At 69.8% G+C, this 23,744-nt stretch carries 19 protein-coding genes and 3 pseudogenes; 7 read left to right on the forward strand and 15 right to left on the reverse strand.

What is annotated here, in order from left to right; genetic code table 11:
• Positions 1–163: 163 nt before the first annotated feature.
• Together D1369_RS23425 and D1369_RS23430 are read left to right on the forward strand one after the other, a co-directional pair.
• Complete coding sequence (locus tag D1369_RS23425; protein WP_007382716.1) at positions 164–1,033, forward strand: helix-turn-helix transcriptional regulator; 870 nt, start codon at positions 164–166, stop codon at positions 1,031–1,033.
• Between the two features lie 201 nt (positions 1,034–1,234).
• Positions 1,235–1,426, forward strand: a complete 192-nt coding sequence (locus D1369_RS23430) for a DUF397 domain-containing protein (RefSeq protein WP_007382715.1) — start codon at positions 1,235–1,237, stop codon at positions 1,424–1,426.
• 224 nt (positions 1,427–1,650) lie between these two features.
• On the opposite strand, the gene D1369_RS23435 is transcribed toward D1369_RS23430, so the two are convergent.
• The 6 genes and pseudogenes from D1369_RS23435 to D1369_RS23465 all read right to left on the reverse strand — a co-directional run bounded on the left by D1369_RS23435 (position 1,651) and on the right by D1369_RS23465 (position 6,414).
• Positions 1,651–2,154 carry a glutathione peroxidase gene (locus D1369_RS23435; protein WP_007382714.1) on the reverse strand — a complete coding sequence of 168 codons (504 nt, stop codon included), beginning with the start codon at positions 2,152–2,154 and terminating at the stop codon, positions 1,651–1,653.
• Positions 2,151–2,343 (reverse strand): annotated as a pseudogene (locus D1369_RS43970) (winged helix-turn-helix domain-containing protein); the annotation flags it as partial. The pseudogene D1369_RS43970 and the gene D1369_RS23435, both read right to left, overlap by 4 nt.
• A 219-nt stretch (positions 2,344–2,562) precedes the next feature.
• Positions 2,563–3,705 (reverse strand): DUF2235 domain-containing protein, encoded by a 1,143-nt coding sequence (locus tag D1369_RS23450; protein ID WP_007382713.1) that lies wholly within the window; start codon positions 3,703–3,705, stop codon positions 2,563–2,565.
• Between the two features lie 123 nt (positions 3,706–3,828).
• Positions 3,829–4,746, reverse strand: coding sequence for an N-acetylmuramoyl-L-alanine amidase (locus D1369_RS23455; RefSeq protein WP_037900458.1), 918 nt, complete (start codon positions 4,744–4,746; stop codon positions 3,829–3,831).
• 322 nt (positions 4,747–5,068) lie between these two features.
• A complete protein-coding gene (locus tag D1369_RS23460) occupies positions 5,069–5,746 on the reverse strand; it encodes a polysaccharide deacetylase family protein (protein WP_037900457.1) in 678 nt (225 codons plus the stop codon).
• Positions 5,746–6,414 carry a glycoside hydrolase family 11 protein gene (locus tag D1369_RS23465; protein WP_037900455.1) on the reverse strand — a complete coding sequence of 223 codons (669 nt, stop codon included), beginning with the start codon at positions 6,412–6,414 and terminating at the stop codon, positions 5,746–5,748. The genes D1369_RS23460 and D1369_RS23465 overlap by 1 nt, the downstream gene beginning before the upstream one ends.
• A gap of 411 nt (positions 6,415–6,825) precedes the next feature.
• Between D1369_RS23465 and helR the strand changes: the two genes are divergently transcribed.
• Entirely contained in the window at positions 6,826–8,985 is a 2,160-nt protein-coding gene (gene helR, locus D1369_RS23470; RefSeq protein ID WP_007382711.1) for an RNA polymerase recycling motor ATPase HelR, read from the forward strand.
• Positions 8,986–9,025: 40 nt separating this feature from the next.
• Here helR and D1369_RS23475 read toward each other — a convergent pair.
• The 5 genes and pseudogenes from D1369_RS23475 to D1369_RS23495 form a co-directional block, all read right to left on the reverse strand.
• A pseudogene (locus tag D1369_RS23475) lies at positions 9,026–9,252 on the reverse strand (SPFH domain-containing protein); the annotation flags it as partial.
• Positions 9,253–9,308: 56 nt separating this feature from the next.
• Complete coding sequence (locus D1369_RS23480) at positions 9,309–9,560, reverse strand: hypothetical protein (RefSeq protein WP_037900453.1); 252 nt, start codon at positions 9,558–9,560, stop codon at positions 9,309–9,311.
• Between the two features lie 341 nt (positions 9,561–9,901).
• A complete protein-coding gene (locus D1369_RS23485) occupies positions 9,902–10,183 on the reverse strand; it encodes a hypothetical protein (protein WP_007382709.1) in 282 nt (93 codons plus the stop codon).
• Between the two features lie 48 nt (positions 10,184–10,231).
• A complete protein-coding gene (locus D1369_RS23490) occupies positions 10,232–11,992 on the reverse strand; it encodes a cation:proton antiporter (protein ID WP_007382708.1) in 1,761 nt (586 codons plus the stop codon).
• Positions 11,993–12,073: 81 nt separating this feature from the next.
• Entirely contained in the window at positions 12,074–13,027 is a 954-nt protein-coding gene (locus tag D1369_RS23495; protein ID WP_007382707.1) for a DUF389 domain-containing protein, read from the reverse strand.
• 260 nt (positions 13,028–13,287) lie between these two features.
• Between D1369_RS23495 and D1369_RS23500 the strand changes: the two genes are divergently transcribed.
• From D1369_RS23500 to D1369_RS23515, 4 genes and pseudogenes are all read left to right on the forward strand, one after another.
• A complete protein-coding gene (locus tag D1369_RS23500; protein WP_007382706.1) occupies positions 13,288–15,108 on the forward strand; it encodes a glycoside hydrolase family 15 protein in 1,821 nt (606 codons plus the stop codon).
• 3 nt (positions 15,109–15,111) lie between these two features.
• On the forward strand, positions 15,112–16,056 hold the full coding sequence (locus D1369_RS23505) for a cyclase family protein (protein ID WP_007382705.1): 945 nt from the start codon (positions 15,112–15,114) through the stop codon (positions 16,054–16,056).
• A gap of 5 nt (positions 16,057–16,061) precedes the next feature.
• Positions 16,062–16,568 carry a gluconokinase gene (locus tag D1369_RS23510; protein WP_342364917.1) on the forward strand — a complete coding sequence of 169 codons (507 nt, stop codon included), beginning with the start codon at positions 16,062–16,064 and terminating at the stop codon, positions 16,566–16,568.
• A 173-nt stretch (positions 16,569–16,741) separates the two neighbouring features.
• Positions 16,742–18,321: pseudogene (locus tag D1369_RS23515) on the forward strand (GMC family oxidoreductase).
• Between the two features lie 37 nt (positions 18,322–18,358).
• Here D1369_RS23515 and D1369_RS23520 read toward each other — a convergent pair.
• From D1369_RS23520 to D1369_RS23535, 4 genes are read right to left on the reverse strand one after another with little or no spacing between them, the layout of a single operon-like run.
• Complete coding sequence (locus tag D1369_RS23520) at positions 18,359–19,399, reverse strand: cytochrome d ubiquinol oxidase subunit II (protein WP_007382702.1); 1,041 nt, start codon at positions 19,397–19,399, stop codon at positions 18,359–18,361.
• Complete coding sequence (locus tag D1369_RS23525) at positions 19,399–20,886, reverse strand: cytochrome ubiquinol oxidase subunit I (RefSeq protein WP_037900450.1); 1,488 nt, start codon at positions 20,884–20,886, stop codon at positions 19,399–19,401. Before D1369_RS23525 ends, D1369_RS23520 begins: the two co-directional genes overlap by 1 nt.
• 59 nt (positions 20,887–20,945) lie before the next feature.
• Positions 20,946–22,283, reverse strand: coding sequence for an NAD(P)/FAD-dependent oxidoreductase (locus D1369_RS23530; RefSeq protein ID WP_007382700.1), 1,338 nt, complete (start codon positions 22,281–22,283; stop codon positions 20,946–20,948).
• A gap of 6 nt (positions 22,284–22,289) precedes the next feature.
• Entirely contained in the window at positions 22,290–23,129 is an 840-nt protein-coding gene (locus D1369_RS23535) for an SDR family oxidoreductase (protein WP_007382699.1), read from the reverse strand.
• Between the last annotated feature and the right edge of the window lie 615 nt (positions 23,130–23,744).

A 23,744-nucleotide genomic window follows, 5' to 3' on the forward strand; every position in this document is an offset into this window, starting at 1 on the left:
TTCGGGCCCCGCCCGCACTCCACGGCACCGAATGGTCCCCGACTGACGTGTACGCAGCGCATATCCACCGTTTCCCAGCGGTAATAAGCACCTTGGTGGCAGTCTGCTCAACAGCAGATACGCAAAGTCAAGAACGAGGCACGCAGCCGGAGGTGCACGTCCCGTGGCGTCCAATGTCAATCCCACCGTCAGGCGGCGCCGGCTGGGCCAGGAGCTGCGCAGGCTCCGCGAGCTCAAGGGCATGACGGCCGAAGAGGTGGCGGAGCGGCTGCTCGTGTCGCAGTCGAAGATCAGCCGGCTGGAGAACGGCCGGCGCAGCATCAGCCAGCGCGACGTCCGCGACCTGTGCGGGGTGTACGAGGTCGAGGACCAGCGAGTCGTCGAGTCCTTGATGCAGATGGCCAAGGACTCGCGGCAGCAGGGCTGGTGGCACGCGTTCGGGGACATCCCGTACAGCGTCTACATCGGTCTGGAGACCGACGCCGAGTCGCTGCGCGTCTACGAACCCCAGATCATCACCGGCCTGCTCCAGACCCGGCCGTACGCCGAGGCCATCGTGCGCGGTGGCGCGCCGGAGGCGACGGAGACGGAGAACGACAAGCGCGTCGAGGTACGGCTGCGCAGGCAGAGCCGGGTCGCGGCCGAGCGGGATCCCCTGCGGCTGTGGGTGGTTCTGGACGAGGCGTCCCTGCGCCGGGTCGTCGGCAGCCGGCAGGTGATGCGCGAGCAGCTGGAGTACCTCGTGGAGATGTCCCAGCAGCCCCATATCACCGTGCAGGTACTGCCGTTCGACGTCGGCGCCCATCCGGGACTCAGCGGGCAGTACTCCATCCTGGAGTTCTCCGACGCGGCGGACTCCAGCGTCGTCTACATCGAGGGCGTCACCAGCGACCTGTACCTGGAGAAGGCACACGACGTGCAGAAGTACACCGTGATGTACGAGCACTTGAGGGCCCAGGCGCTCAACGTCGACCAGTCGCGTCAGCTCATCGAGGACATCGCCAAGGAGTACGCCCGGGAGTACGCCCGGTGAAGCGCTGCTGAGCCGCTTCCGGACAGGGCGGGCCGGATAGTACACCCCGGTCTCGTCCCTCTGGAAGAGTCCCTTGGAATATGCCGCCGTAAGAGTGAATGACTGCTCCGAAAGAGGAGGCCGGCGAGTAGCGTCGATCACGCCAACGATCAGTAAAGGTTGGCGTAATCCGAACACTGCGCATCTGGCTACGGAGCGAATATGGCAATTCGTCTGGGAACCCTGGACACATGGACGACCTCCACCTACACCAACGCCAACGGGGCGTGCCTGATGGTGAGGTCGACCGAAGAGGAAGCACTCGAACTCGGCGACACGAAGATTCCCGAGGGGCCGAAGCTGGCCTTCCCCGCCGAGGCCTGGAGTGCCTTCGTGGCCTCGGTCAAGGTGTGACACCACGCCACACCACTACAACTGCACACGCACCACCACAGAGCCCTCTCGACCAGATCGCCGTCCTTGCCGAGGGGGCTCGGCGCGTATCTGCGGTACTGGTCGCGCGGTTCCCCGCACCTCTTGAGCAGGTCCAGCCGTACCCACCCAGGGGCGCGGGGCTGTGACATCAGCGGCTCCGCCGCGGGGCGCGACCAGCCCCCACCGGAGCAGCAGCCGCGCTACTACGCCAGCGCACCCTCCACCGCAGCCACGACCTCGTCGGACTCCGGCTCCGTCTGCGGAGAGAAGCGAGCCACGACCGACCCGTCCCGCCCGATCAGGAACTTCTCGAAGTTCCAGCGGATGTCCCCGCTGTGCCCCTCCGCGTCGGCGAAGCCCACCAGCCGCTCGTACAGCGCGTGCCGCTCCTCGCCGTTCACCTCGACCTTCTCGGTCAGCGGGAAGGTCACGCCGTACGTCGCCGAGCAGAACTCCGCGATCTCCTCGGCGCTGCCGGGCTCCTGTCCGAGGAACTGGTTGCAGGGCACGCCGAGCACGGTGAAGCCGCGCTCCGCGTACCGCTCCTGCAGCTTCTCCAGCCCGTTGTACTGCGGGGTGAGCCCGCACTTGGAGGCCACGTTCACGATGAGGACGGCATTGCCGGCGTACTGCGCGAGGTCGGCGGAGCCGCCGGTGAGGGCCCCGATCTCGACGCCGAGGGGGGAGGAACCATCTGTAGTCGTCATGAGCGGATGCTAACCCCGCTCGGTGAATCCCCGTTTCCGACCCCCGAGCCGCCACCAGCACCTCTCCGGCCGCCGTCCGCACGTACAGCACCGACCTCCCGCCCCCCGCCGCTCCACCAGCCCCGCGTCCAGCAGCACCCGCAGATGTCGCCCCACCGACCCCAGCCCCTGCCCGGTCACGGCGACCACCGTCGGTGGCGCTGTCGGTGGTGGCCGTCCCCGTCACCGCGGCCTCGGTGGGCTTCGCCGTCGCCCTCCAGGGCCTCGGCGCGGTCCTCGCGGGCGCCCTGGCCCAACTGACCTCCCGGGCCCCGGCGATGACCCTGATGGGGGCCGCGTCGATCGCGGTGACCCTGACGCTCTTCGCGCTGGGCAGGCGTCACGGTCCGGACCACGTGGTCCCGGACCTCACCGAGCCCCGGCAGGCACGGAGTTGGAGGCGAGGCGGACCTTCTCCACGTCCTGCTCGCCGAACTCCTTCAGGTACGTCTCGAGCGCCGGCGGGTGATAGTCGGGGTCGCCCTCGCGGCGGCGCAGGACCGTGTCCGCCAGGAACTCGTTGCCGTCGAACAGGCCCTGCTTGTCCCGCACCTGTCCGATGGGGCGGTGCAGGGGCCGGAAGAGCCGGTAGAAGCCCTTCCGGGAGGGGACCCACGGGCCCATCGGGTCGGGCTGGACGGCGAAGTCGGCACACTCCTGCGGGCGCATGCTGTCCGGCCCGTCCGCGCTGAGGACCGCGGGGTCGAACTCCAGGCCGTACCGGGCGGCTTGTCGGACCATCCACAGGAGGGTGATGTCGGACAGGCCCGAGTCCTTCTCGCCGCCCCCGACGGAGAGATGCACCCCGGCGAACCACACCTGTCTCAGCTCCTGCTCCTCGGGGGCGCCCTTCTCCTTCTGCCACAGGGTCGGCGGGAACGCCGAGCGCTCCTCGTCGACGGCCAGGGCCTGGAAGGCGCCGTTCACCGACTTGCTGAGGGTGGTGTCGTGGAAGGCCCAGCGGTGGTTGAAGCGGTCGACGAGCGGCTGGAGGAACCTGGGCGCCGGAACCGGGATGCCCAGGGAGCCGACGGTGTCCCACACGCCCACGAAACGGATCTCCGTCTCGTACGCGTACGCCCCGCGGAACAGCGTCGCGGCCACGCTGGTCGGTTTGTCGGCGCGGCTGCGGTACAGCGCCCACGCCTCGTCGATCCGGTCGGCCTGTTCCGGGCGCAGGATGCCGCAGTTGCGCACCAGACCGGCCAGGCTGCGCGCGGTGAACGCGCCCCGGCTGAACCCGAACAGGTACAGGGAGTCCCCGGGTTCGTAGGTGTGGATCAGAAAGCGGTAGGCGTCGAGCACGTTGCGCGAGAGGCCCACCCCGAACGCCCCGCCCCGCAGCTTTTCCCTCCGGTTCGTGCCGACGCCGCTGTGGTAATACACCCGCTGTTCGGTTCCGACAGCGGAGCGTCGCCGTACGGCCAGGGCCACCTTGGCGACATTCGTCTTGCTCGGCTGGTCGGCGAGATTCCACGTCCCGTCGCAGCAGACCACCAGACGCTTGGCCATCTTGTGCCTCCTCTCCCTGTAGAGAGGACCCCGCGACTGCTCGGTAGATACAGCCAGTACCGCAGGGACCGCGCCGACCCGCAACTCGGCGCCCGGAAGCGGGTCGGCGGCGGGGCGCGTGGGTCAGGCCACGACCGTGAAGAGTCCCGTCCGCTCGCCCAGCCGGGACAGCGAGCTCTTGCCGGGGATGCCGTTGGCGTCGGCGCCGGTGTAGCCCAGGTGGCGCTGCCACTTGGCGTAGGCGGCGACGGTCGTGGAGCCGAAGGAGCCGTCCCCGGCGTGCGACTTGGCGAGATAGCCGAGTTCGACGAGGGCGGCCTCGGTGAGGTTGGTGCCGGTCAGATAGCTGATGTGGCCCTGCTTGGCCCCGGGATCGGTCTTCGCGGCCTTGACCAGCCGGGACAGGTCGACGCGGGGCTTGCCCGCAGGCTTCGTCGGCTCCGTCCTGCCGGGCCCCGCGGCCAGCTGCTTCTTCACGGCGGCCCGGAAGTCGTCCATGTCGAAGCTCGGGTCGATCTTCCCCGGCTGGCACTCCTTGTGCCCGGCGACGGACTTCTCGCTCCAGCCGTGTGCCCGGCAGATCGCCGCCGCCCACAGCACGGCCTGCCGGTACTGCGCCGCCGGGTAGGGGTCCCCGCCCTTGCCGCGGTTCTCGATCTCCAGGCCGTACAGACAGTCGTTGCCGTCCGCCTTCGCCACGTCGTCGTGCGGGAGCGGCTTCTCCGCACGGATCGCGTTCAGGACATCGATGTCGGCGTAACCGGCGTGGTTGGTACGGCCGTTGCCGATCATCCACAGTCCGGCGGTCTTGCCGAGCCAGGCGTGGCACAGCGGTCCCGGCAGGTCGGATCTGCCCTTGAAGCAGAGCTCCTTGTCGTCGTGACTGCCGGTGTGGTGGATCAGCACCCCGATGACGGGCCCGAAGGCCCTGCCCGAGGCGGCGTCGCGGTTGTGGGTCTTCCAGCCGGCGTGCTCGTGCACGGTGAGGCCCTCGGCCTTCAGTGCGGCGAGCATCTTCGCGGCGGACAGGGGAGTGGCCATCGCTGCGGTGTCCCTCCGGATGACGTACGGCGAAGGCGCGTCAAGTACGCGGCGGATCTTGTGAGTTGACGCGCGCAGGGCATTCGGTGGGACGTGCTCGCCCCACTCGCCGCACATGATTGCGCCAATGCCGGGCCCTCACGGGGAAATCGCGGCATTGACAGCCGAACGGAGTCGCGGGCGCGCGGTGTTTCGGTGATCCGCGTTCGGCGCGGCGGCCCAAGGGGAACGACCGCCGCGCCGAGGCCGGTTCACCGCGGCTGGAATGCCGGGCCGGACTGCTGTGGCCGGACTGCCGTGGCCGGACTGCTGTGATGGTGGCTCAGCCCGGTGCCACCGCGCGGCCGGTCTGGGGCGAGATCATGCCCGAGCACAGCCCCTTGGCGGCCAGTGTCTGTGCGATGCGCGGGATCGCCGCGCGGGTGTTTGCGGGCCAGTCGTGCATGAGGATGACCTGCCCGTTGGTGAGCCGGCCGACGGCCGCGACGATCGCGTCGGTACTGGCGTTGTTCCAGTCCTGTGAGTCGACGTTCCAGATGATCTCGGTCAGCCCGTACTTGGCCTCCACGGCCTTCACCGTCGAGTTGGTCTCGCCGTACGGCGGCCGGAACAGCCTCGGTGTGCCACCACCGGCGTTCGCGATCGCCTGCTGGGTGCGGGAGATCTCCGAGTCGACGGTCGCCTGGCTCTGCTGGGTCAGATGCGGATGGGTGTAACTGTGGTTGCCGACCCACATCCCGGCGCTGACCTGGGCCCTGACGAGCGCCGGGTTGGCGGCGGCGTTCTGGCCGGTGTTGAACATGGTGGCCCTGAGGCCGTACTGCTTCAGGGAGTTGAGCAGGGTGGTGGTGCCGCTGCCCGGGCCGTCGTCGAAGGTCAGGCCGACGTATCCGGAGCAGGCGGCGGCCTGCGCGGGGGCAGCGGAGGCGGGGACGGTGAGGGTGCCGGCGGCGGCGAGTGCGGCGGCGGCCAGTAACGGCAGGTGCGCCCGGGCCCTCATCACGCCACCGTGATGTTGGAGCTGCCGCTGCTCTGGTAACCCTCCGTGGCGAGGATCATGTAGTACTTGAAGTTGCCCATCGGCATGCCGGCCCGGCCCCACGCGTCGAAGTGGTTGCCGGTGGTGATGCTGCCGCCGGTCCGCCTCGACTGCCGCACGCTCCAGTACTGGTTGAAGGTCTTGGTGCCCTCCACGGACGGGGCGTTGTACCGCGTGGTCTGGTAGATGTCGTACGTGCCGCCGTCGCTGGTGACGGTGCCCTTGTACGTTCCGGTGGGCCGGTAGGTGCCCCAGTTGTCGACGATGTAGTACTCGACGAGCGGGTTCGAGGTCCAGCCGTAGAGGGCCAGGTAGGCGTTGCCGGACGGGTTGAAGCTGCCGGAGTAGTTCACGGTCCTGCGGGAGCCGTTGCTCCAGCCCTTGCCGGCCACGAAGTTGCCGGTGTTGCGCCAGGAGGTGCTGTAGTTCCCGCCGGAGTTCAGGGTCATGGAGACCGTGCCCTGGGCGTCCGTCCAGAACGAGTAGTAGTAGCCGTTGTTGGTCCCGGTCTGGTTCGTGGTGATGACCGTGGCCGCCTCGGCGGTGCCGGGCAGGGCCAGGGTGGCCCCGGTGGCGAGCAGGAGGCCGCAGACACTGCGGCGCGTCGGGTGTGCGGGTGTGTCAGTCATGCCCCACAGTTTTGGTCTGACCCTGTCAAGCGTCAACAGTTTCGGCAGATGTTTCGAATGCTTCGAGATCCCTCTCACCTGAGGAAATCACCGAAATCTTTCGGAAGATCACGGAGGCGGAAGATCGTAAATCCCCTTCATTCTTCGAATGTTTCGAATGCTTTCCGGAGAGTGTGCGATGCCAGTGGTCCATACTGTGGAAGGAGGGCGTGTCCGGCGCGGTCCGAGTCGGAGGGGGCAACCGATTTCGGAGGGGGACACAGCAAAGGCAAGGAGGTCATCCCACTCCTTGCCACTCTCAACGTATAGCGCACCGGGGGGCTTGCGGCAAGGCCCCGGTGCGGGCGCACACTTACCGGCCTGTTCGTCCCTCGTGGTCGTAGAAAATGACCTCACATCGGAGCTGCTGACTTGAATTCCCTGCCCACCCGCGTGTTCGACCTTCCCGAGCGCCTTGCCGCCAAGGCCGACCCGACGCTGATCGCCGCCGACGAGGAACACTTCGCGGCCATCGCGCAGTGCCTGGAAGAGACCATCGCCGAACTGTCCGCCACCCTCGCCGCCACCCTCCGGGCGCCCGGCGGCATCGGTCAGGAAGCCATGGACCGGGACACGGAGGTCCACCGCCTCGGCGCCCGGCTGCGCACCCTGCGCCGCTTCGGCCTGGACCTGTGTCTCGGGCACATGGTGGGCGCGGACGACTCCGACTCCGAGCCCGTGTACGTCGGACGGCTCGGCCTCACCGACAGCGAGGGCCGCAGGCTGCTCGTCGACTGGCGTTCCCCCGCGGCCGAGCCGTTCTTCGGGGCCACCCACGCCAACCCGATGGGGCTGGCGAGCCGCCGCAGGTACCGCTGGAAGAACGGCCGGATCGGCGACTACTGGGACGAGGTGTTCGCCCCCGACGGGTTCGCCGGACACCACGCCTCGCTCGACGACCAGTCCGCCTTCATCGCCAGCCTCGGCAGCGACCGCTCGGAACGGATGCGGGACGTCCTCGGCACCATCCAGGCCGACCAGGACGCCATCATCCGCGCGGGATCACGCGGCGCGCTGGTCGTCGACGGCGGCCCCGGCACCGGCAAGACCGTCGTCGCCCTGCACCGCTCGGCCTACCTCCTGCACTCCGACCCGCGACTCGGGCACCGCCGCGGCGGAGTGCTGTTCGTCGGCCCGCACCGGCCCTACCTGGCCTACGTCTCCGACGTCCTGCCCAGCCTCGGCGAGGAGGGCGTGCAGACCTGCGTCCTGAGGGACCTCGTGGCCGAGGGAGCCACGGCCGGGGTCGAGACGGACCCGGAGGTGGCCCGCCTGAAGTCGTCGGCGGACCTGGTGAAGGCGATCGAGAAGGCCGTCCGGTTCTACGAGGAGCCGCCCACCGAGGGCATGACCGTCACCACCCACTGGTCCGACATCCCGCTGACCGCCGCCGACTGGGCCGAGGCGTTCGACGCGGCGGAGGGCGCCCCGCACAACGACGCACGCGACCAGGTCTGGAACGAGCTGCTCACGATCCTGGTCGACCGGCACGACGGCGACGCCCCGGAGGCGCTGCTGCGCAAGTCCCTGCGCCAGAACCGCGACCTGCTCACCGCCTTCAACCGCGCGTGGCCGCTGCTGGAGGCGGCCGACCTTGTCTCGGACCTGTGGACGGTCCCGGCCTATCTGCGGATGTGCGCCCCCTGGCTGGACCGCGACGAGGTACGGGCGCTGCAGCGCGCGGACGGCCAGGCCTGGACGGTGTCCGACCTGCCGCTCCTGGACGCGGCACGGCAGCGGCTCGGCGACCCGGAGATCTCGCGCCGCAGACGCCGTAACGAGGCCACCGTAGCCGCCGAGCGCGAGCGCATGACCACGGTCGTGGAGAACCTGAGCGCGGTCGCCGACGACGAGTACGGCATGGGCCTGGTGACGATGCTCAAGGGCGAGGACTTCCACCACGCCCTGGTCGACGAGAGCGCCCTTCAGGTGAGTGACCCCGACCTGCTCGCCGGCCCCTTCGCCCATGTCGTCGTCGACGAGGCACAGGAACTGACCGACGCCGAGTGGCAGATGCTGCTGCTGCGCTGCCCGTCCCGCAGCTTCACCATCGTCGGCGACCGCGCCCAGGCGAGGCACGGCTTCACGGAGTCCTGGCAGGAGAGGCTGCGGCGGGTGGGTCTCGACCGCGTCGAAATGGCCTCCCTGAGCATCAACTACCGCACCCCGGAAGAGATCATGAAGGAGGCCGAGCCGGTCATCCGCGCCGCCCTCCCGGACGCCAACGTGCCCACGTCGATCCGCAGCACCGGCACCCCGGTCACCTACGGCTCGGTGACGGAACTGACCGCACTCCTGGACACCTGGCTCGGCACCCACCCCGAGGGCATCGCCTGCGTCATCGGAGCCCCCGACTTCGAGCCGTCTCCCCGGGTCCGCTCCCTGACCCCGGCCCTCTCCAAGGGCCTCGAGTTCGACCTGGTGATCCTCGTGGACCCGCAGAACTTCGGCGAGGGCGTCGAGGGGGCGGTGGACCGGTACGTGGCGATGACCAGGGCGACGCAACGGCTCGTGATGCTCACCAGCTCCTGAGTCGCAGCTCCTCGCCCTGCTTCGCCCCCTACCCCCTCACCGCCTTGTGCGGGGCGGACATGGCGTCGATGTAGCCGGCGTCGCCGTCGTCGATCGACTGGATCTGCAGGGAGTCCACGATCAGACCGATCTTCGCCATCTCGGTCTTGGAGGTGTCCAGGACCTCCGCGGCGAGCGTCTGCCGCTCGGTGACGATCTCCTCGACGGCCGGTCAGGACCGATATCGCACATCGACAGCGTCAGGAAGCGGGTCTTGCGAAAGAACGGGATCAACATCGCCTCGTCGGGAGCGGGGACGCGGTATCCGAACATGCTTGTACTTCTCAGTCGGCGTCGGCGGAGTCGCCGCCGAGCGCGTCCAATGGATCCACCCACTCGATGACGCCGACCTGTCGGCATCCACTTGATTCGATCACGAGCACGGTCGCGCCCATGGGCAGGGGATCCTCCGACCAGGCGAGGAACGTCTCGGAGCCGCCTCTGACCCGCACCAGGACCTCACGGGGGCCGGCGGATCCGCGCGTTCCGATGAGGACCTTCCCCGTGCAGCCGATCACGGCCCCGTCCTGCGGCATCACCGGCCGTCCTCCTGCTCCTGGCCCCAGGATTCCGACGATAGACCCACTCCGCCCGGGATTTACGAGGTGTGGGGCGCCGCTGTGCCGGCGCGCGTTCGGACTGCGCCGTACGAGCCGCCCCGAGGATGCGGAGCGCGCCGCCTCGAGAAGCTGCAGGCGCGGCCGGGTGGGCGTGCGCAGTCACCGGCCGGACGGCGCGGCACCGTCGGCCGGAGTGGGAGGCCGAAGGGGACGCGCCTGTGCCCGTGGGGCGACGCGTGCCCTCCCGGACGAGCCGGGAGCGGCGGCGCTCGCCTCCCTGAGCGTCACCGCACCCACCGGGCTTCGCCGGACAAGTCCTAGCGGGCGAGCGAGCCGTTCTGGGCGTCGGACGCGGACTGCCACGCCTGTACACCCGCTCGGGACGCCTCTTTGGCCTGCCGCCACTTCGCGGCCGCCTGCTGGGTCGGGGGCACGTCCATGTCACGGATCATGCGCCGGCCCGCCGTGAACACGGCCAAAGCCGCGACAGCCATGCCTGCGCTCGCCACCACGGCACCGGCCGCGGTGAGCACGACGCCGATCCTCACGAGCCGGGTGTCGATGTCGATCGTCCGAGGGGACTGCTGGTGGTGGTTCATGACTCCACCATCCAACGGAGGCAATCGCCTCGCATCCCGACCGACGGCTCACACCTGGACCGGGCCCGGGGTCAGCAGGACGACCGTGTCCCCCGGCCGGGGCAGTGGTGTGCTGCCTTCCGTCACCGGATCGAGGCGGCCGTCCCGGCGTACGAGGAACAGCAGATCGCTGCCGGGCGGTAGGGCTTTTGCGGCGGGCTGAGCGAGAACGGCCGCTCCCCGCGCGTACCGGTGAGCGAACGTCGGCCAGGTCAGGTCCGGACCGAACAAGACCTCGCCGCCGATGAACGGCGCCACCGCGCCGTGGCTGTCGGCCGGTGCGTTGAGGCGGTGGACCGTGCCCTCCACGCTGCCTCGCAGAAGCACCGCCGCCAGTGCGTTGAAGTCGTCCTCCGCGGTGAGGAAGTACACCGCCGTGATGCCCTCCAGCTCGGCGGCCTCACCCGTGGCGGCGCCCAGCAGCTCACCGGGAGCAAGTTCGACGCCCGCCTTCCGGATACGTTCGCGCTGTTCCTCTTCCCCCGCCCACATCAGCACTTCCAGCCCCGCTCTCTTCAAGGCCACACCCAGGTCGACCACCCAGGGGTCGCCGCCGACCAGCAAGGGCCGCGAGCGGGAGGGGCGCACGACGCCCAGGCGCCGGGCGACAGGCGAGGCGGTCAGGCCGTAGAGCGTCACCGTCGCGACGATGACCACGAACGTGGCCGGAAGGATCTTCGACGCACCGCCGATCCCTTTCGCCACCAGCCCGGCCGAGAACGTGGAAGCCGTGGCGGCCGCCACGATGCCGCGCGGCGCCATCCAGCCGATGAAGCCCCGCTCGCCGTGGGTCAGGTCGGTGCCGACGCTGGACGCGAGCGCCACCAGTGGCCTGACGACCAGGACCAGAAAGGCGGCGAGTCCGAGCGCGGGCAGCCACACATGGCGCAGCGAGTGCGGGGTGACGGTGGCCGAGATCGAGATGAAGAGCAGGCCGAGGATCAGACTGACCAGGGTCTCGAAGAAGGGCCGGCGCGCGGGTACGGACATGCTGGGGAGGTTGGCCACGGCCAGGCCCATCACCACGGCGGCGATGAGTCCCGTGTCGTCGCGCAGGACGTCGCAGAACGCCGCCACACCGATCACCGCGGCGAGCTGCGCCGTGGTGCCGAGAACCTCGCCGAGCCGCAGTACCCGGAACAGCACCCACAGCAGAGCCGCGCCGACCGCCCCCGCGGCCACTCCGATGCCCATGCTGCCGAGGAAGTGCTGCATCCCACCGCCGAGGTGGTGCGAGCTCGCCAGGATCGCGTGGAAGACCAGTGCCCCCAGCACGCCGCCGACCGGGTCGATGAGGGAGCCTTCCCAGACCAGGATGCGCTGGAGCCGGTCCTTCGGTCGTACGAAGCTGAGCAGCGGTCCGACGACCGTCGGCCCCGAGACCACGAGGATCGCCCCGAGCATGAGGGCCGCCCGTTCGGAGATGTCCAGCAGCGGCGCGGCGAGGAGCGTGCCGAGGAGCCCGGTGATCAGGACGCCGAACCAGAGCAGCCGTACGACGACGCTGCGGGTGTGGCCCTTCAGCCTCGCCAGGTCCAGCCCGAGGCCCGCGTCGTAGAGGATCACGGCGACGCTCAGCGACACCAGCGGTGAGAACGCCGCTCCCAGCAGTTGCTCGGGGTCGACTTCGTCGGTCAGCGCGCCGGCGGTGAAGCCGACCGGCAGCAGGACGATGAGGCCGGGGACGCGCAGGCGGTCGGCCAGGATCTGCGATCCGACGGCCAGCACCAGGATCATGCCCACACCGATGAGCACCTGGTTCGTCGTCACAAGTGGTCCTCTCGAGGCGTGGTGGCGGAACGAGTCGGTGCATGCCGTGTCGCAGGGGCAGCTGCCGTCACGTCTGCGGCGTCACCTGCTGCCCGCACGTCTGCTGCGACGGCCGATGCGGCGCCAGGCAGCCCGTTGGAATCTGATCATCAGTACGCCCACCAGGATCAGCAGCACGATGTTGAGCAGCAGCTGCACCAGGGATCCGCGCGCCTCGCTCCAGCTGGAGAACGCGCAGGAGACGCCGATGTCGGCGGCGGCCGGGATGGTGGTGACCGAGATGAAGACGCCGAGCAGCGCACTGGTCCTGGCCTGGGTCAGCGACATGATCCCGATGATGCCGGCCAGCACCGCGACGACGACGGAGAAGACGTTGGGGGCGTCGATCAGCGCGGAGACCGGCCTGAAGCCCTGCCCGAACGCCCGGGGTTGAAGGTCGAGGCCCCGGATCGCCCACGAGAACAGGAAGGTCACCAGGACGGCCAGCAGGAATCCCACGGTCAGGGCGATCAGGCCCTGCCGGACCCTGGTGCCGTTCCGGCGGTCGATGCCCAGCGCGACGCTGGTGATGGCGCCGTACTCCGGCCCCACGACCATCGCCGCGACGATCAGGATCTGGGAATTGGTGAGGATGCCCACGGCCCCGATGACGCCTGCGATGGTCAGGTAGACGTAGAAGCTCGGCAGGTAGGTGCCCTCGGCGCGCATGCGCGCTTCGACCTCCTCCCAGACCGGCGCGTGCGCGAGTGCCCCGAGTTGCCGCTGTTCCGCCGCGCCCGCGGCCTCGGAGAAGGCCATCTCGACCGGCTCGATGACGATGGATCCGCGACGGTCGAGTTCCAGCTCGCGCAAGCCGCGCAGCACGCTGTTGGCCGCGCCGGCCAGGACGTCGCACACGATCGCGTCGCCGTCGGGGTTGCGTGCCGGTTCGGGAAGGACGACCAGGTTGAAGACGAAGCGGTCGTCGGTCAGCAACCCCACGGCCCGGGAGGTGAGATCAGGAGGGCTCACCAGCCGGACGTGGATCATCTCCATGCTTCACGACCTCCATCGCTCGGCCGACGGGCCCGCCGAGGCGCCAGGGCACACGAGCACCGGGCTCCGCCTACGATCGGCCGACTCCAGCCAGTAACGCCCGGCGGGCGGGGGTCGGCAAGCCGGGTGCGGCGCTCGCCTCCCGCGCCACGGCCGATTCCGCGGTCGGCCACGTCTGCCGCGGACCGTTCCGACGCGCAAGGATCACCCGAGTGGCCGATAGTGGACGTAGGGGGGCTCCCCGAGATCTCGGAGCTGTCATGGACCGCTACCCTCCCATCGCCGAACACGGCCTGGTGGGCGACCTGCAGACGGCCGCGCTCGTCTCGTCGCAAGGCGTCGTGGACTGGTTCGCGGCTCCCCGGTTCGACTCGCCCAGCATCTTCGCCGCCCTGCTCGACCACGACGGCGGCGGGTACATGCGGCTGGCCCCCGAGCACCCCGACGCGGCCTGCAAGCAGCTCTACTACCCCGACACGGCCATTTTGGTGACCCGCTTCATGTCACCGGACGGGGTGGGCGAGGTGGTCGACTTCATGCCTCCCGACCTGACTCGTACCGCCACCGATCGTCACACCCTGATACGCCTCGTACGTGCCGTGCGAGGCACCGTCGACTTCACGCTCGAATGCCGGCCGCGCTTCGACTACGGCCGGGCCGGGCACCAGCTGGAACTCGACGGGAACAGCGGCCTCTTCCGGTCCCCAGGGATGGACGCGCACCTGCAGACCACCTTCCCGCTGGAGCGGGACGGCCAGGACGTACGCGGCAGGGTGAGGCTGAAGGCCGGCGAGTCGGGGGGCGCCGTGTTCACCGTCTGCGCGTCCGGTGGCCAGGCACCCTCGCCCCTCACCGTCGACGGGCTGACCGCGCAGCTCGACGACACCGGCCTCTTCTGGCAGAACTGGCTGCGCCAGTCCCGCTATCGCGGCCGCTGGCCCGAACTGGTCCACCGTTCCGTCATCACCCTCAAGCTCCTCACCTACGCACCCACCGGCGCCCTCATCGCGGCGGCCACCATGGGGCTGCCCGAGCAGGTGGGCGGAGAGCGCAACTGGGACTACCGGTTCACCTGGGTGCGCGACAGCGCGCTGTCCGTGCGCGCCATGCTGGACCTCGGTTTCGTCGAGGAGGCCACCGCCTTCCTCCACTGGCTGGTCGACAGGCTGCAGGAGCGCGAGGGGAAGGAAGAAGAGCCGCTGCAGACGATGTACCGGGTGGACGGCAACCCCGACCTGCCCGAGGAGACGCTCGAACACTTCGAGGGCTACCGCGGCTCCGCCCCTGTCCGCATCGGCAACGGAGCCGCCGACCAGCTCCAACTGGACATCTACGGTGAGGCCCTCTACGCCCTGTCCCAGGGCCGCGAGATCGCGCAGCAGGCCACCTACCGGGGATGGAAGACGATGGCCAGGACGCTGGACTGGCTCGCCGACCACTGGGACCGGCCGGACGAGGGTATCTGGGAGACCCGCGGCGGGCGCCAGGACTTCACCTACAGCCGCGTGATGTCCTGGGCCGCCTTCGACCACGGGCTGAGCCTGGCCGACCACTTCCGCAGGCCCGCCGACCTGGAGAAGTGGCGCGGCGCCAGGGACGCCGTCCTGGAGCAGGTCATGGAACGCGGCTGGAGCGATCAAGAGGGCGCCTTCGTCCAGCACTACGGCAGCGACGTCCTGGACGCTTCCCTGCTGCTCATGCCGAGGGTCCAGTTCATCGCCCCCAGGGACCCGGCCTGGCTCGCCACCCTCGACGCGATGGACCGCAAGCTCGTCTCCGACAGCCTCGTCTACCGCTACGACCCGGCGGCCTCGCCGGACGGGCTGCGCGGCTCGGAGGGCACTTTCAGTCTGTGCACGTTCCTCTACGTCGACGCGCTGGCCAGGGCAGGACGGCTGCCCCAAGCCCGGTACACCTTCGAGAAGATGCAGACGTACGCCAATCATGTCGGGCTGTTCGCCGAGGAGATCGGTCCGAGCGGGGAGCAACTGGGCAACTTCCCGCAGGCGTTCACCCACCTGTCGCTCATCATGGCGGCCACCACGCTCGACGAGGCGCTCGACGCCGAGCAAGGGCGCTGACCCGTGGCCACCCGGGCCCGTCCGGCACAAGCGCCACGGCTCACCGAGGACGAGTTCGACGTGCTGTACCGGCGCCTGCTCTCACGCTCCGCCTGGGCGTCGGGGGACCGGGGCGCTCTGGACGCGCTCACTCCTGCCCGGGTGGTGGCCGCCACCCAGGAGGTGCGGACCGGCCGCACGGTGACGCTCGCCGCGCCGGTGGAGACACGGCCCGGCCCGGACAATCCGGAGCCCGCGAGACACCGGATGAGCGGGTGGCCCGGCGAAGACGCCGCCGGCGGCCTGCACTTCGCGAGGGACAGCTTCGCGATGAACGTGCACGGTGACGCCGACAGCCATATCGACGCCCTGTGCCATGTGGTCTACGACGGCACCCTGCACGGCGGCGTGTCCGCGAGCAGCGTCACGGCGGACGGGGCCACCACGCTCTCCATCGAGGCGGCGCGCGACGGGATCGTCGGACGGGGCGTGCTGCTGGACATCCCGCGGCTGCGCGGCGTGCCGTGGCTCGAGCCGGGTGATCACGTGACCGCCGACGACCTCGCCGCGGCCGAGACGGCCCAACACCTCCGCGTGGGGGAGGGGGACATCCTCCTCGTCCGGGTGGGCCACCGCCGCCGCCGCGCCGAACTCGGTCCCTGGCACGCGGCACGTGAGCGTGCCGGGCTCCACCCGTCCGCGCTGGAGTTCCTCGCGGACCGGCGGATCGCCCTGCTCGGAGGCGACGGCAACAACGACACCGCCCCGAGTTCCACCGAGGGCGTCGAGTTCCCCGTGCATGTCCTGGCGGTGCATGCCATGGGCCTTCACCTGCTGGACTACCTGCAGTTCGAGGACCTGGCACCGGTCTGCGAGGCGGAGGGACGCTGGTCCTTCCTCTGCGTGATCGCCCCGCTGAGGCTGCCGGACGCCACCGGGTCACCGGTCAACCCGATCGCGGTCCTGTGATTCCGGTGCCCACGGTCGTGGTCGTCATGGGTGTCTCGGGTTCGGGCAAGTCCACCGTGGGACGACTGCTCGCCCAGCGGCTCGCGGTCCCCTTTCTGGAGGCGGACGACGTCCACCCGGCCGCGAACCGCGCCAAGATGGCCGGCGGCCACCCACTGGACGACGAGGATCGGCGCCCCTGGCTGTCGTCCATCGCCGACTGGATCCGGGACGAACTCGACGCGGGCCGGGGCGGGGTGGTGGCGTGTTCGGCCCTCAAGCACGAGTACCGGCGTCTGTTCCTCGGTGCGGGCGCGGGCGTGTGGTTCCTGTATCTGGAGCTCGACCAGGGGATGGCCGACCGACGGGTCGCGGGCCGTGCGGACCATTTCATGCCCGCCCGGCTGGTGGCCTCCCAGTACGCCACCCTCGAACCGCTGCGGCCGGACGAGCCCGGCCTGACCGTCGACGCGATGACCGACCCGCAGACCATCGTCGACCAGGCGGTGCGCGCCGTCCGGGAAACGGGGTGACCGGTCATGTTCGACTCCGTCCGGTCGCCGCCGCCCGACCCACCCGATAGTTTGGCAGTTGGCGATGAATGTCCTGATTGCGTGAGTGTCCGTCCGCAACAGCACAGCCCGCAGGCCCATCGGCGGGGGCTACGGCCAGGACATGCCGACGACTCCTAGAACGGGACCCCCTCATGGCTGACGACCAGCACTACGACGTCATCATCATCGGTACGGGAGCGGGCGGCGGTACGCTCGCCCACCGGCTGGCCCCACCGGCAAACGGGTCCTGATCCTGGAACGCGGCGGCTATCTGCCGCGGGAGCGGGACAACTGGGACTCCACCGCCGTCTTCGTCAAGGGCAAGTACCGCGCCCCCGAGTTCTGGTACGACAAGCACGGCAAGGAGTTCCCCCCGGAGGTCAACTACTACGTCGGCGGCAACACCAAGTTCTACGGCGCCGCGCTCTTCCGGCTCCGGCCCGAGGACTTCGGCGAACTGCGCCACCACGACGGCATCTCTCCGGCGTGGCCGATCCGCTACGAGGACCTGGAGCCGTACTACACCCAGGCCGAGCACCTCTACCTGGTGCACGGCCGCCACGGCGAGGACCCCACCGCGGGGCCGACCAGCGCGCAGTACGCCTACCCGCCGGTCGAGCACGAGGCGCGCATCCAGCAGCTCAGCGACGATCTGGGAAAGGCCGGCCTGCACCCCTTCCACCTGCCGATCGGCGTGAACCTCGCCCAGGACGAGCACGGCCTGGCCACCCACGACAGCGTCTGCATCCGCTGCGACCGGGTCGACGGCTTCCCCTGCCTGGTGGGCGCCAAGTCCGACGCGCAGGTGATCTGCGTCGACCCGGCCCTGACGTACGACAACGTCACGATGGTGACCGAGGCGAACGTGCGGCGCCTGGAGACCGACCCGACCGGACGCACCGTCACCGGGGTCGTCGCCGAACTCCGCAACGGAGTGACCGAACAGTTCAGCGCCGACATCGTGGTGGTCGCCGCCGGAGCGGTCAACTCCGCCGTTCTGCTGCTGCGTTCGGCCAACGACAAGCACCCCGGCGGCCTGGCCAACAGCTCGGACGTGGTGGGACGCCACTACATGCGTCACAACAACCTGGCGCTGATGGCGGTGTCGAAGGAACCGAACCCCACCAGATTCCAGAAGACCCTGGCGCTGAACGACTGGTACCTGGGCGCGGACGACTGGGAGTATCCGCTCGGCGGCATCCAGATGCTCGGCAAGTCGGACGCCGACCAGATCCACGGCGAGGCGCCGCGCTGGGCGGGGGCGGTCATGCCCGACATGCCCTTCGAGGTACTGGCTCACCACGCCGTCGACTTCTGGCTGTGCGGGGAGGACCTCCCCCTGCCCGAGAGCCGGGTCACCCTCGGCAAGGACGACGCCATCCACCTGTCTCTCGACGAGAAGAACAACATCGCCGGTCTCAAGCGCCTCCAGCACAAGCTCCGGGGGATGCTCGGGCACCTGGGCATGCACGAGCACCACCTGCTGGATCACAGCATCTATCTGCACAAGGGCATGCCGATCGGTGCCACCGCGCACCAGGCCGGCACCGTGCGGTTCGGCGACGACCCTCGCAGCTCGGCCCTCGACGTCAACTGCAAGGCCCACGACCTCGACAACCTCTACGTCGTGGACACCAGCTTCTTCCCCAGCATCGGCGCGGTGAACCCGTCACTGACGGCCATCGCCAACGCCCTGCGGGTGGGCGACCACATCGCCGCCCGGCTGAGCTGACGAGGGCTCCGTCGCCCGGTGAACCGGCTGAGCACCGCTACAGGTTGTCGCCGGGGGCCCGGGCGGCCCGGGTGTCGGCGTCGCTGAGCTCCTCCAGCTCACCCATCGTGTCGAGCCGGTAGAGGAGTACCAGCGCCGGACCGACCAACACGATCGCGACGGCCGTGACGATCACCAGCCAGCGCAGAGTATGGGCGGCCCCGGCCGCCTCGGCCACCGTCAGGGACTCGGGCAGCAGGTACGGCCGCTGCGCGCAGCCCCAGGCGCCGACGACCAGCGCGACGCTCGCCACCGAGGTATGGCGGGACCAGCCGTACGACCGGCGCCACACGAGCAGCACCGTGGCCAGACCGCAGACCGCGGCCAGAATGACCAACAGCAGTCCCAGGCCGCCGGTGAGGCCGTCCCAGACATACCGGGCGTCGTTGTGGGTGACAGGCAAGGCGATGAGTGCGAGGACGACCACCACGGCGAAGGCGATCAACACCCGCACCCGGAAGTAGTCGACAAGGTCGTCGGCGCCGAACCGCAGGGCGTCGGAACACAGGAAGACCGCTCCGAGGAACGCGGTGGCGGCGATGGCCAGCAGCCCCACGAGGACGGAGGTGCCGTTGGCCCAGGCGTCCGTGGAGGCGGTGGTGCCGGGCTTGACCCGGCCGGAGGCGATGCCACCGAGCACCGCCCCGAAGAAGAACGGCGTGAGCAGCGACGAGATGGCGAACACCGCGCCGTAGATCCGTTGTTGGGCCAGGCGGCGGGTCGGCTTGCGCAGGGCGAACCCGGCGCCGCGGAGGACCAGTCCGACGGCGGCCAGGGCGAGCGGCAGCCACATCGCGGAGAAGACGGTCTGGAATAGCGTCGGGAAACCGGTCCACATGATCACCAGAATGAAGATCAACCAGACGTTGTTGACCTCCCAGACCGGTGCCATGGCGTGGTCGATCAGCCAACGGGACCGCTTGCCCCGCTCCGCGCCGCCGGCCAGGAGATCCCAGAAGCCCGCGCCGTAGTCGGTGCCTCCGGCGCAGGCGTAGGCGGCGATCGCGAGCACCAGTACCCATGCGATGAAGTCGGCCATCACGACTCACCGCCAAAGGTGCGGCCGGACGTGCCACCAGGCGCCGCCCCGGAGGCTGTGGGCTCGGGCTCGCTTCTGGGTCCGTAGGGGGTGTCGGTCTCCGGCGACAGTTCGGCGCGGGCGGCGGCCGAGCCCTCGTCGGCGATGCGCCAGCGGGTGCGCATCTTCAGAACGACCGCGAGGAACGCGCCGATGACGGCCACGTACACGACCACGACGATGCCGAGCATCGCCCACAACGATCCGGCGCGCGTGCTGGTCACCGCCTCCGAGACCCTCATGTGCTGGTAGACGATCCAGGGCTGGCGGCCGACCTCCGTGGTGATCCACCCACACTCGACGGTGACCAGGCAGGCGAGGCCCGCGAGCGCGGCGCAGCGGTAGAACCAGCGGCTGCCGGGGTTGTCCCGATGCCGCCACCAGGACCAGGCGTACCAGAGCGCGAGCAGGATCAGCAGGCTGCCGATGGTGACCATGATGTCGAAGGCCCAGTGGGCGATGGTGGCCTGGACGGCGGTGGGGCGGTCGGAGGCCGGCACCGACGTCAGCCCGGTCACCTGGGTGCTGGGCTTGAAGCCGGCGAGGATCGAGTCCAGCTGGGGGATCTTGAGTCCGCCGGAGATCGTCCCGTCGCTGTTCAGCCGTCCGAACATGTACTCGGGTACGTGGGTGTCGGTCTTCCAGACGATCTCCGTGGCGGCGAACTTGATCGGCTGCTTGTGGAAGACGGCGCGGGCGGCGGAGTCGCCGAGCATGAACTGGACCGGTGTGAGGATCGCGGCCACCGTGAACGGCAGCGTGAATCCGAGCCGGTGGTAGCGGTCTCGGCGCCCGCGCAGCCAGCCGACCGCGTACACACCGGCGACCACGTAACCGGCGGTCAGGAGCATCGCGACGACGAAGTGCCAGTACTCCGGGCCGAACATCGGTGTGAAGATCGCCTGCCGCACGTCGACGTGGATCGGCTTGCCCTGGGAGTCGAGGCTGAAGCCCTGGGGGGTGTTCATCCAGGAGTTGGCCGCGATGATGCCGAAGGCCCCCATCAGTGCGGCCAGCGGCAGCGGCACCGCGAGCCAGAAGTGCGTCCAGGGCTTGAGCCGGCGCCAGCCGTAGAGGTAGATGGCGATCAGGACGGCCTCCAGGAAGAACGCCCACGCCTCGACGCCGAACCCGAGGCCGAAGACGTCTCCCCAGCGGCCCATCATGCCCGGCCACAGCAGGCCGAACTCGAAGGACAGCACGGTGCCGGTGATGATGCCGATCGCGAACTGGACAGCCATCACCGCCGACCAGCGCCGGGCGAGTTTGAGGGCGACGGCGTCATCGCGGCGGAGTGCCCGGTGGTGCATGAGCAGCGTGATGAACGGCAGTGCCACGCCGAAGGGGACCAGCAGGATGTGCGTGGCCAGGGTGAAGGCCATCAGCTCCCGGGCCGGGAGGAGTTGGGCCGGAGTGCTGTTCGTCAGAAGGGCAGCGGTGCTGAGCATGTTCGCCTCGATGGTCTGCCGTACGGGGGGACTGACAGGGGACGTCGGCGGGGGTGTTCTCAGGAGGGAGGAGACGTCTTCGGCCCGACGGCCCGTGCCGCCGGTACTTCGGTGTCCGTCATGGTGCAGGCGCGTTCGCGGCGCGAGCTGGTGGCGAAGGCGACGGACCAGCCGAGTACCGCTCCCAGCCTGCTGCGGAAGCCGGTGAGGAAGGCCAGGTGGATGAAGAGCCAGGCCAGCCAGCCGGTGAAGCCCGTCAGATGCACCGGCCCGGCCTTGACCACGGCCCGGCCACGGGCGATGTAGGCGGCACTGCCGAGATCCACGTACTTGAAGGGCTTCGGCTTCTTCGTCCTGCCTTCGACGGCGTGGCGCACACTCCGGCCCGCGTACGCCCCCGACTGCATGGCGACCTCGGCCAGGCCCGGCAGTCCGTCCAGGCTCATCACATCGCCCGTGACGCGGATCTCCGGACGGCCGGGGACGGTGAGGTCGGGTTCGACGAGGATGCGTCCGGCCCGGTCCTGTTCGGCGCCGGTCGCCCGGGCCAGCGCAGCCGCGATCGGCGGCGCCTCGACGCCCGCCGTCCACAGCACGGTGCGTGCGCCGAACCGGGTCGTCCTGCCGTCGCGGTCTCGTACCGTCAGGCCGTGGGCGTCGATGTCGGTCACCCTCGTGCCCAGGTGAAGCTCCACACCGAGGTGCTGCAGGCTTCGCGCCGCACGGTGGGCCAGCGCGGGTCCGAACCCCCCGAGCACCGCGTCGGACCCCTCGAACAGCAGCACCCGGGCATGGGCGGGGTCGAGCCTGCGGAACTCCCGGTCGAGCGTGTGGCCGGCGATTTCCCGGATCTGTCCGGCGAGTTCGACACCGGTCGGCCCGCCGCCGACGAGCGCGAAGGTGAGCCACCGCTTTCGCTCCCGGTCGTTCGCCGCCGTTTCGGCCATCTCGAACGCCCGGTAGATCCGGCGGCGGATGTCCAGCGCGTCGTCCAGGGTCTTCATGCCAGGGGCGTGGGCGGCGAACTCGTCGTGCCCGAAGTAGGACTGCCGCATGCCCACCGCGACGATCAGATCGTCGTAAGGCAGCTGGACGACGCCACCCCCGGGCCGCCGTGCGTGCACCAGCCGGGCGTCGGCGTCCACGTCGGTGGCCTCGGCCAGCACGCAGCGCACGTTGTGATGGCGGCGCAGGACCGCGCGGAGCGGCTGCGCGATCTGCCCTTCGGACAGGATTCCGGAGGCGCACTGATAGAGCAGCGGTTGGAAGAGGTGGTGGGCGTGGCGGTCGACCACGGTCACCGCGACCGGTGACTTCCGCAGGGCACGGGCGGCGAACAGCCCCGCGAACCCCCCGCCGAGGATCACCACCCTGCGGGGCGTGATGTGATCCTGCATCCGAGATCAGCCCCCGGTGGCGAAGCCGGGAAAGAGCGTCATCCCGCCGTCGACGTAAAGGGTGGTGCCGACGACGTAGTCGAGCAGATCGGAGGCCACGGCGACGACGGCGTTGGCGATGTCCTCCGGGTCGCCCACGCGGCGGTACGGGATCAGTCGCAGCAGGTCGGCCTCGGCCTCGGGGGTGGACCAGGCGTCGCGGTTGATCGGTGTGCGGATGGCACCGGGCGCCACGGCGTTGACCCTGATCCGCTTCGGGGCCAGCTCCTGGGCCAGGGTCTGCATCAGCATGCCCACGCCGCCCTTGGAGGAGGCGTAGTTCACGTGCCCCGACCACGGGACGACCTGGTGGACCGAGCTCATGCAGATGATCTTTCCCGCCGAACGGGAGACCTCCTCGACCACACCGCGCCGGACGAACTCCTTGGCGGCCTCCCGCGCGCACAGGAACTGGCCCGTCAGGTTGACGTCGATGACCTTCTGCCACTGGGCGAGGGTCATCTCCGTCACGGCCGAGTCCCGTTGGAGGCCCGCGTTGGCCACCATGATGTCGATCGTGCCGAACTCCTCGACCATGCGCGCGACCATGGCGGTCACCTGGCCCTCGTCGGACACGTCGGCCTCGTGGGCGTACGCGCGGACGCCGAAGCTCTCGATCTCCTTGACGACGTTCTCGGCATCCTCGGCGCCGACGACGTAGTTCACCACGACGTCCGCTCCGGCCCGGCCCAGGGCGATGGCGGTCGCCAGGCCGATGCCCGAGTTGGCGCCGGTCACCAGCGCCTTCTGTCCCCTGAGAAGCTGCGCGGACACCGTCCCGCGGCTCTCGTTGACGTTTGCTGCCACCACGTCTCTCCTTCTGCGTTCGGACGGACACCCTCAAGGACGGGCAAACGCAGGAGTAAGGCTGGGCGTCACCCGGCCCCGACAGGGCAGACACGAAAGCCGTCGCACACCCGGCCCCCAGACGAAAGCACCCCGCCCCTCGGATGACGGAGACCGCCGCGCAGCACACCCCACTTCAGCCGGGCACGTCACGCGGTCGGCCTACGAGCCGCGACGGCAGGATTGCGGCCATGAACGTCACTCCTGTCACTCCGCCGCGGCCGATCGATGTTGTGGCGGTCTTTCCCCAACTGGCCCCGCTGGCCCGCACGGCGACCCGCCTGCACCCCCGCCCCGGGGCGCCGACGTGGCAGGACAGTCGCTGCCGTCCGGGGGCGTTGATGCCAACGTTGGACGTCAGCGGAAGAGCTCCGGCACGGGGCAGGGCTCCAAGGGCTCCTCCGGCCGGTCGGCCCAGTTCCACCAGACATGCCGACCGCTACACCTCCACAGCGTCCGGCAACTCCGTCGGCCGTCGTCGTCCTGCCCGGCGAGCACCAGGCCGCGCGACAACAGGGCTGTTGCACTCGGGACAGGGCGGAGCATCGTCGGGCAAGGGAGATCTGTTCCGGGCGC

Origin of the sequence: Streptomyces sp. CC0208, assembly GCF_003443735.1 — a bacterium.
In the GTDB taxonomy this organism is placed as follows: Bacteria; Actinomycetota; Actinomycetes; order Streptomycetales; family Streptomycetaceae; genus Streptomyces; species Streptomyces sviceus.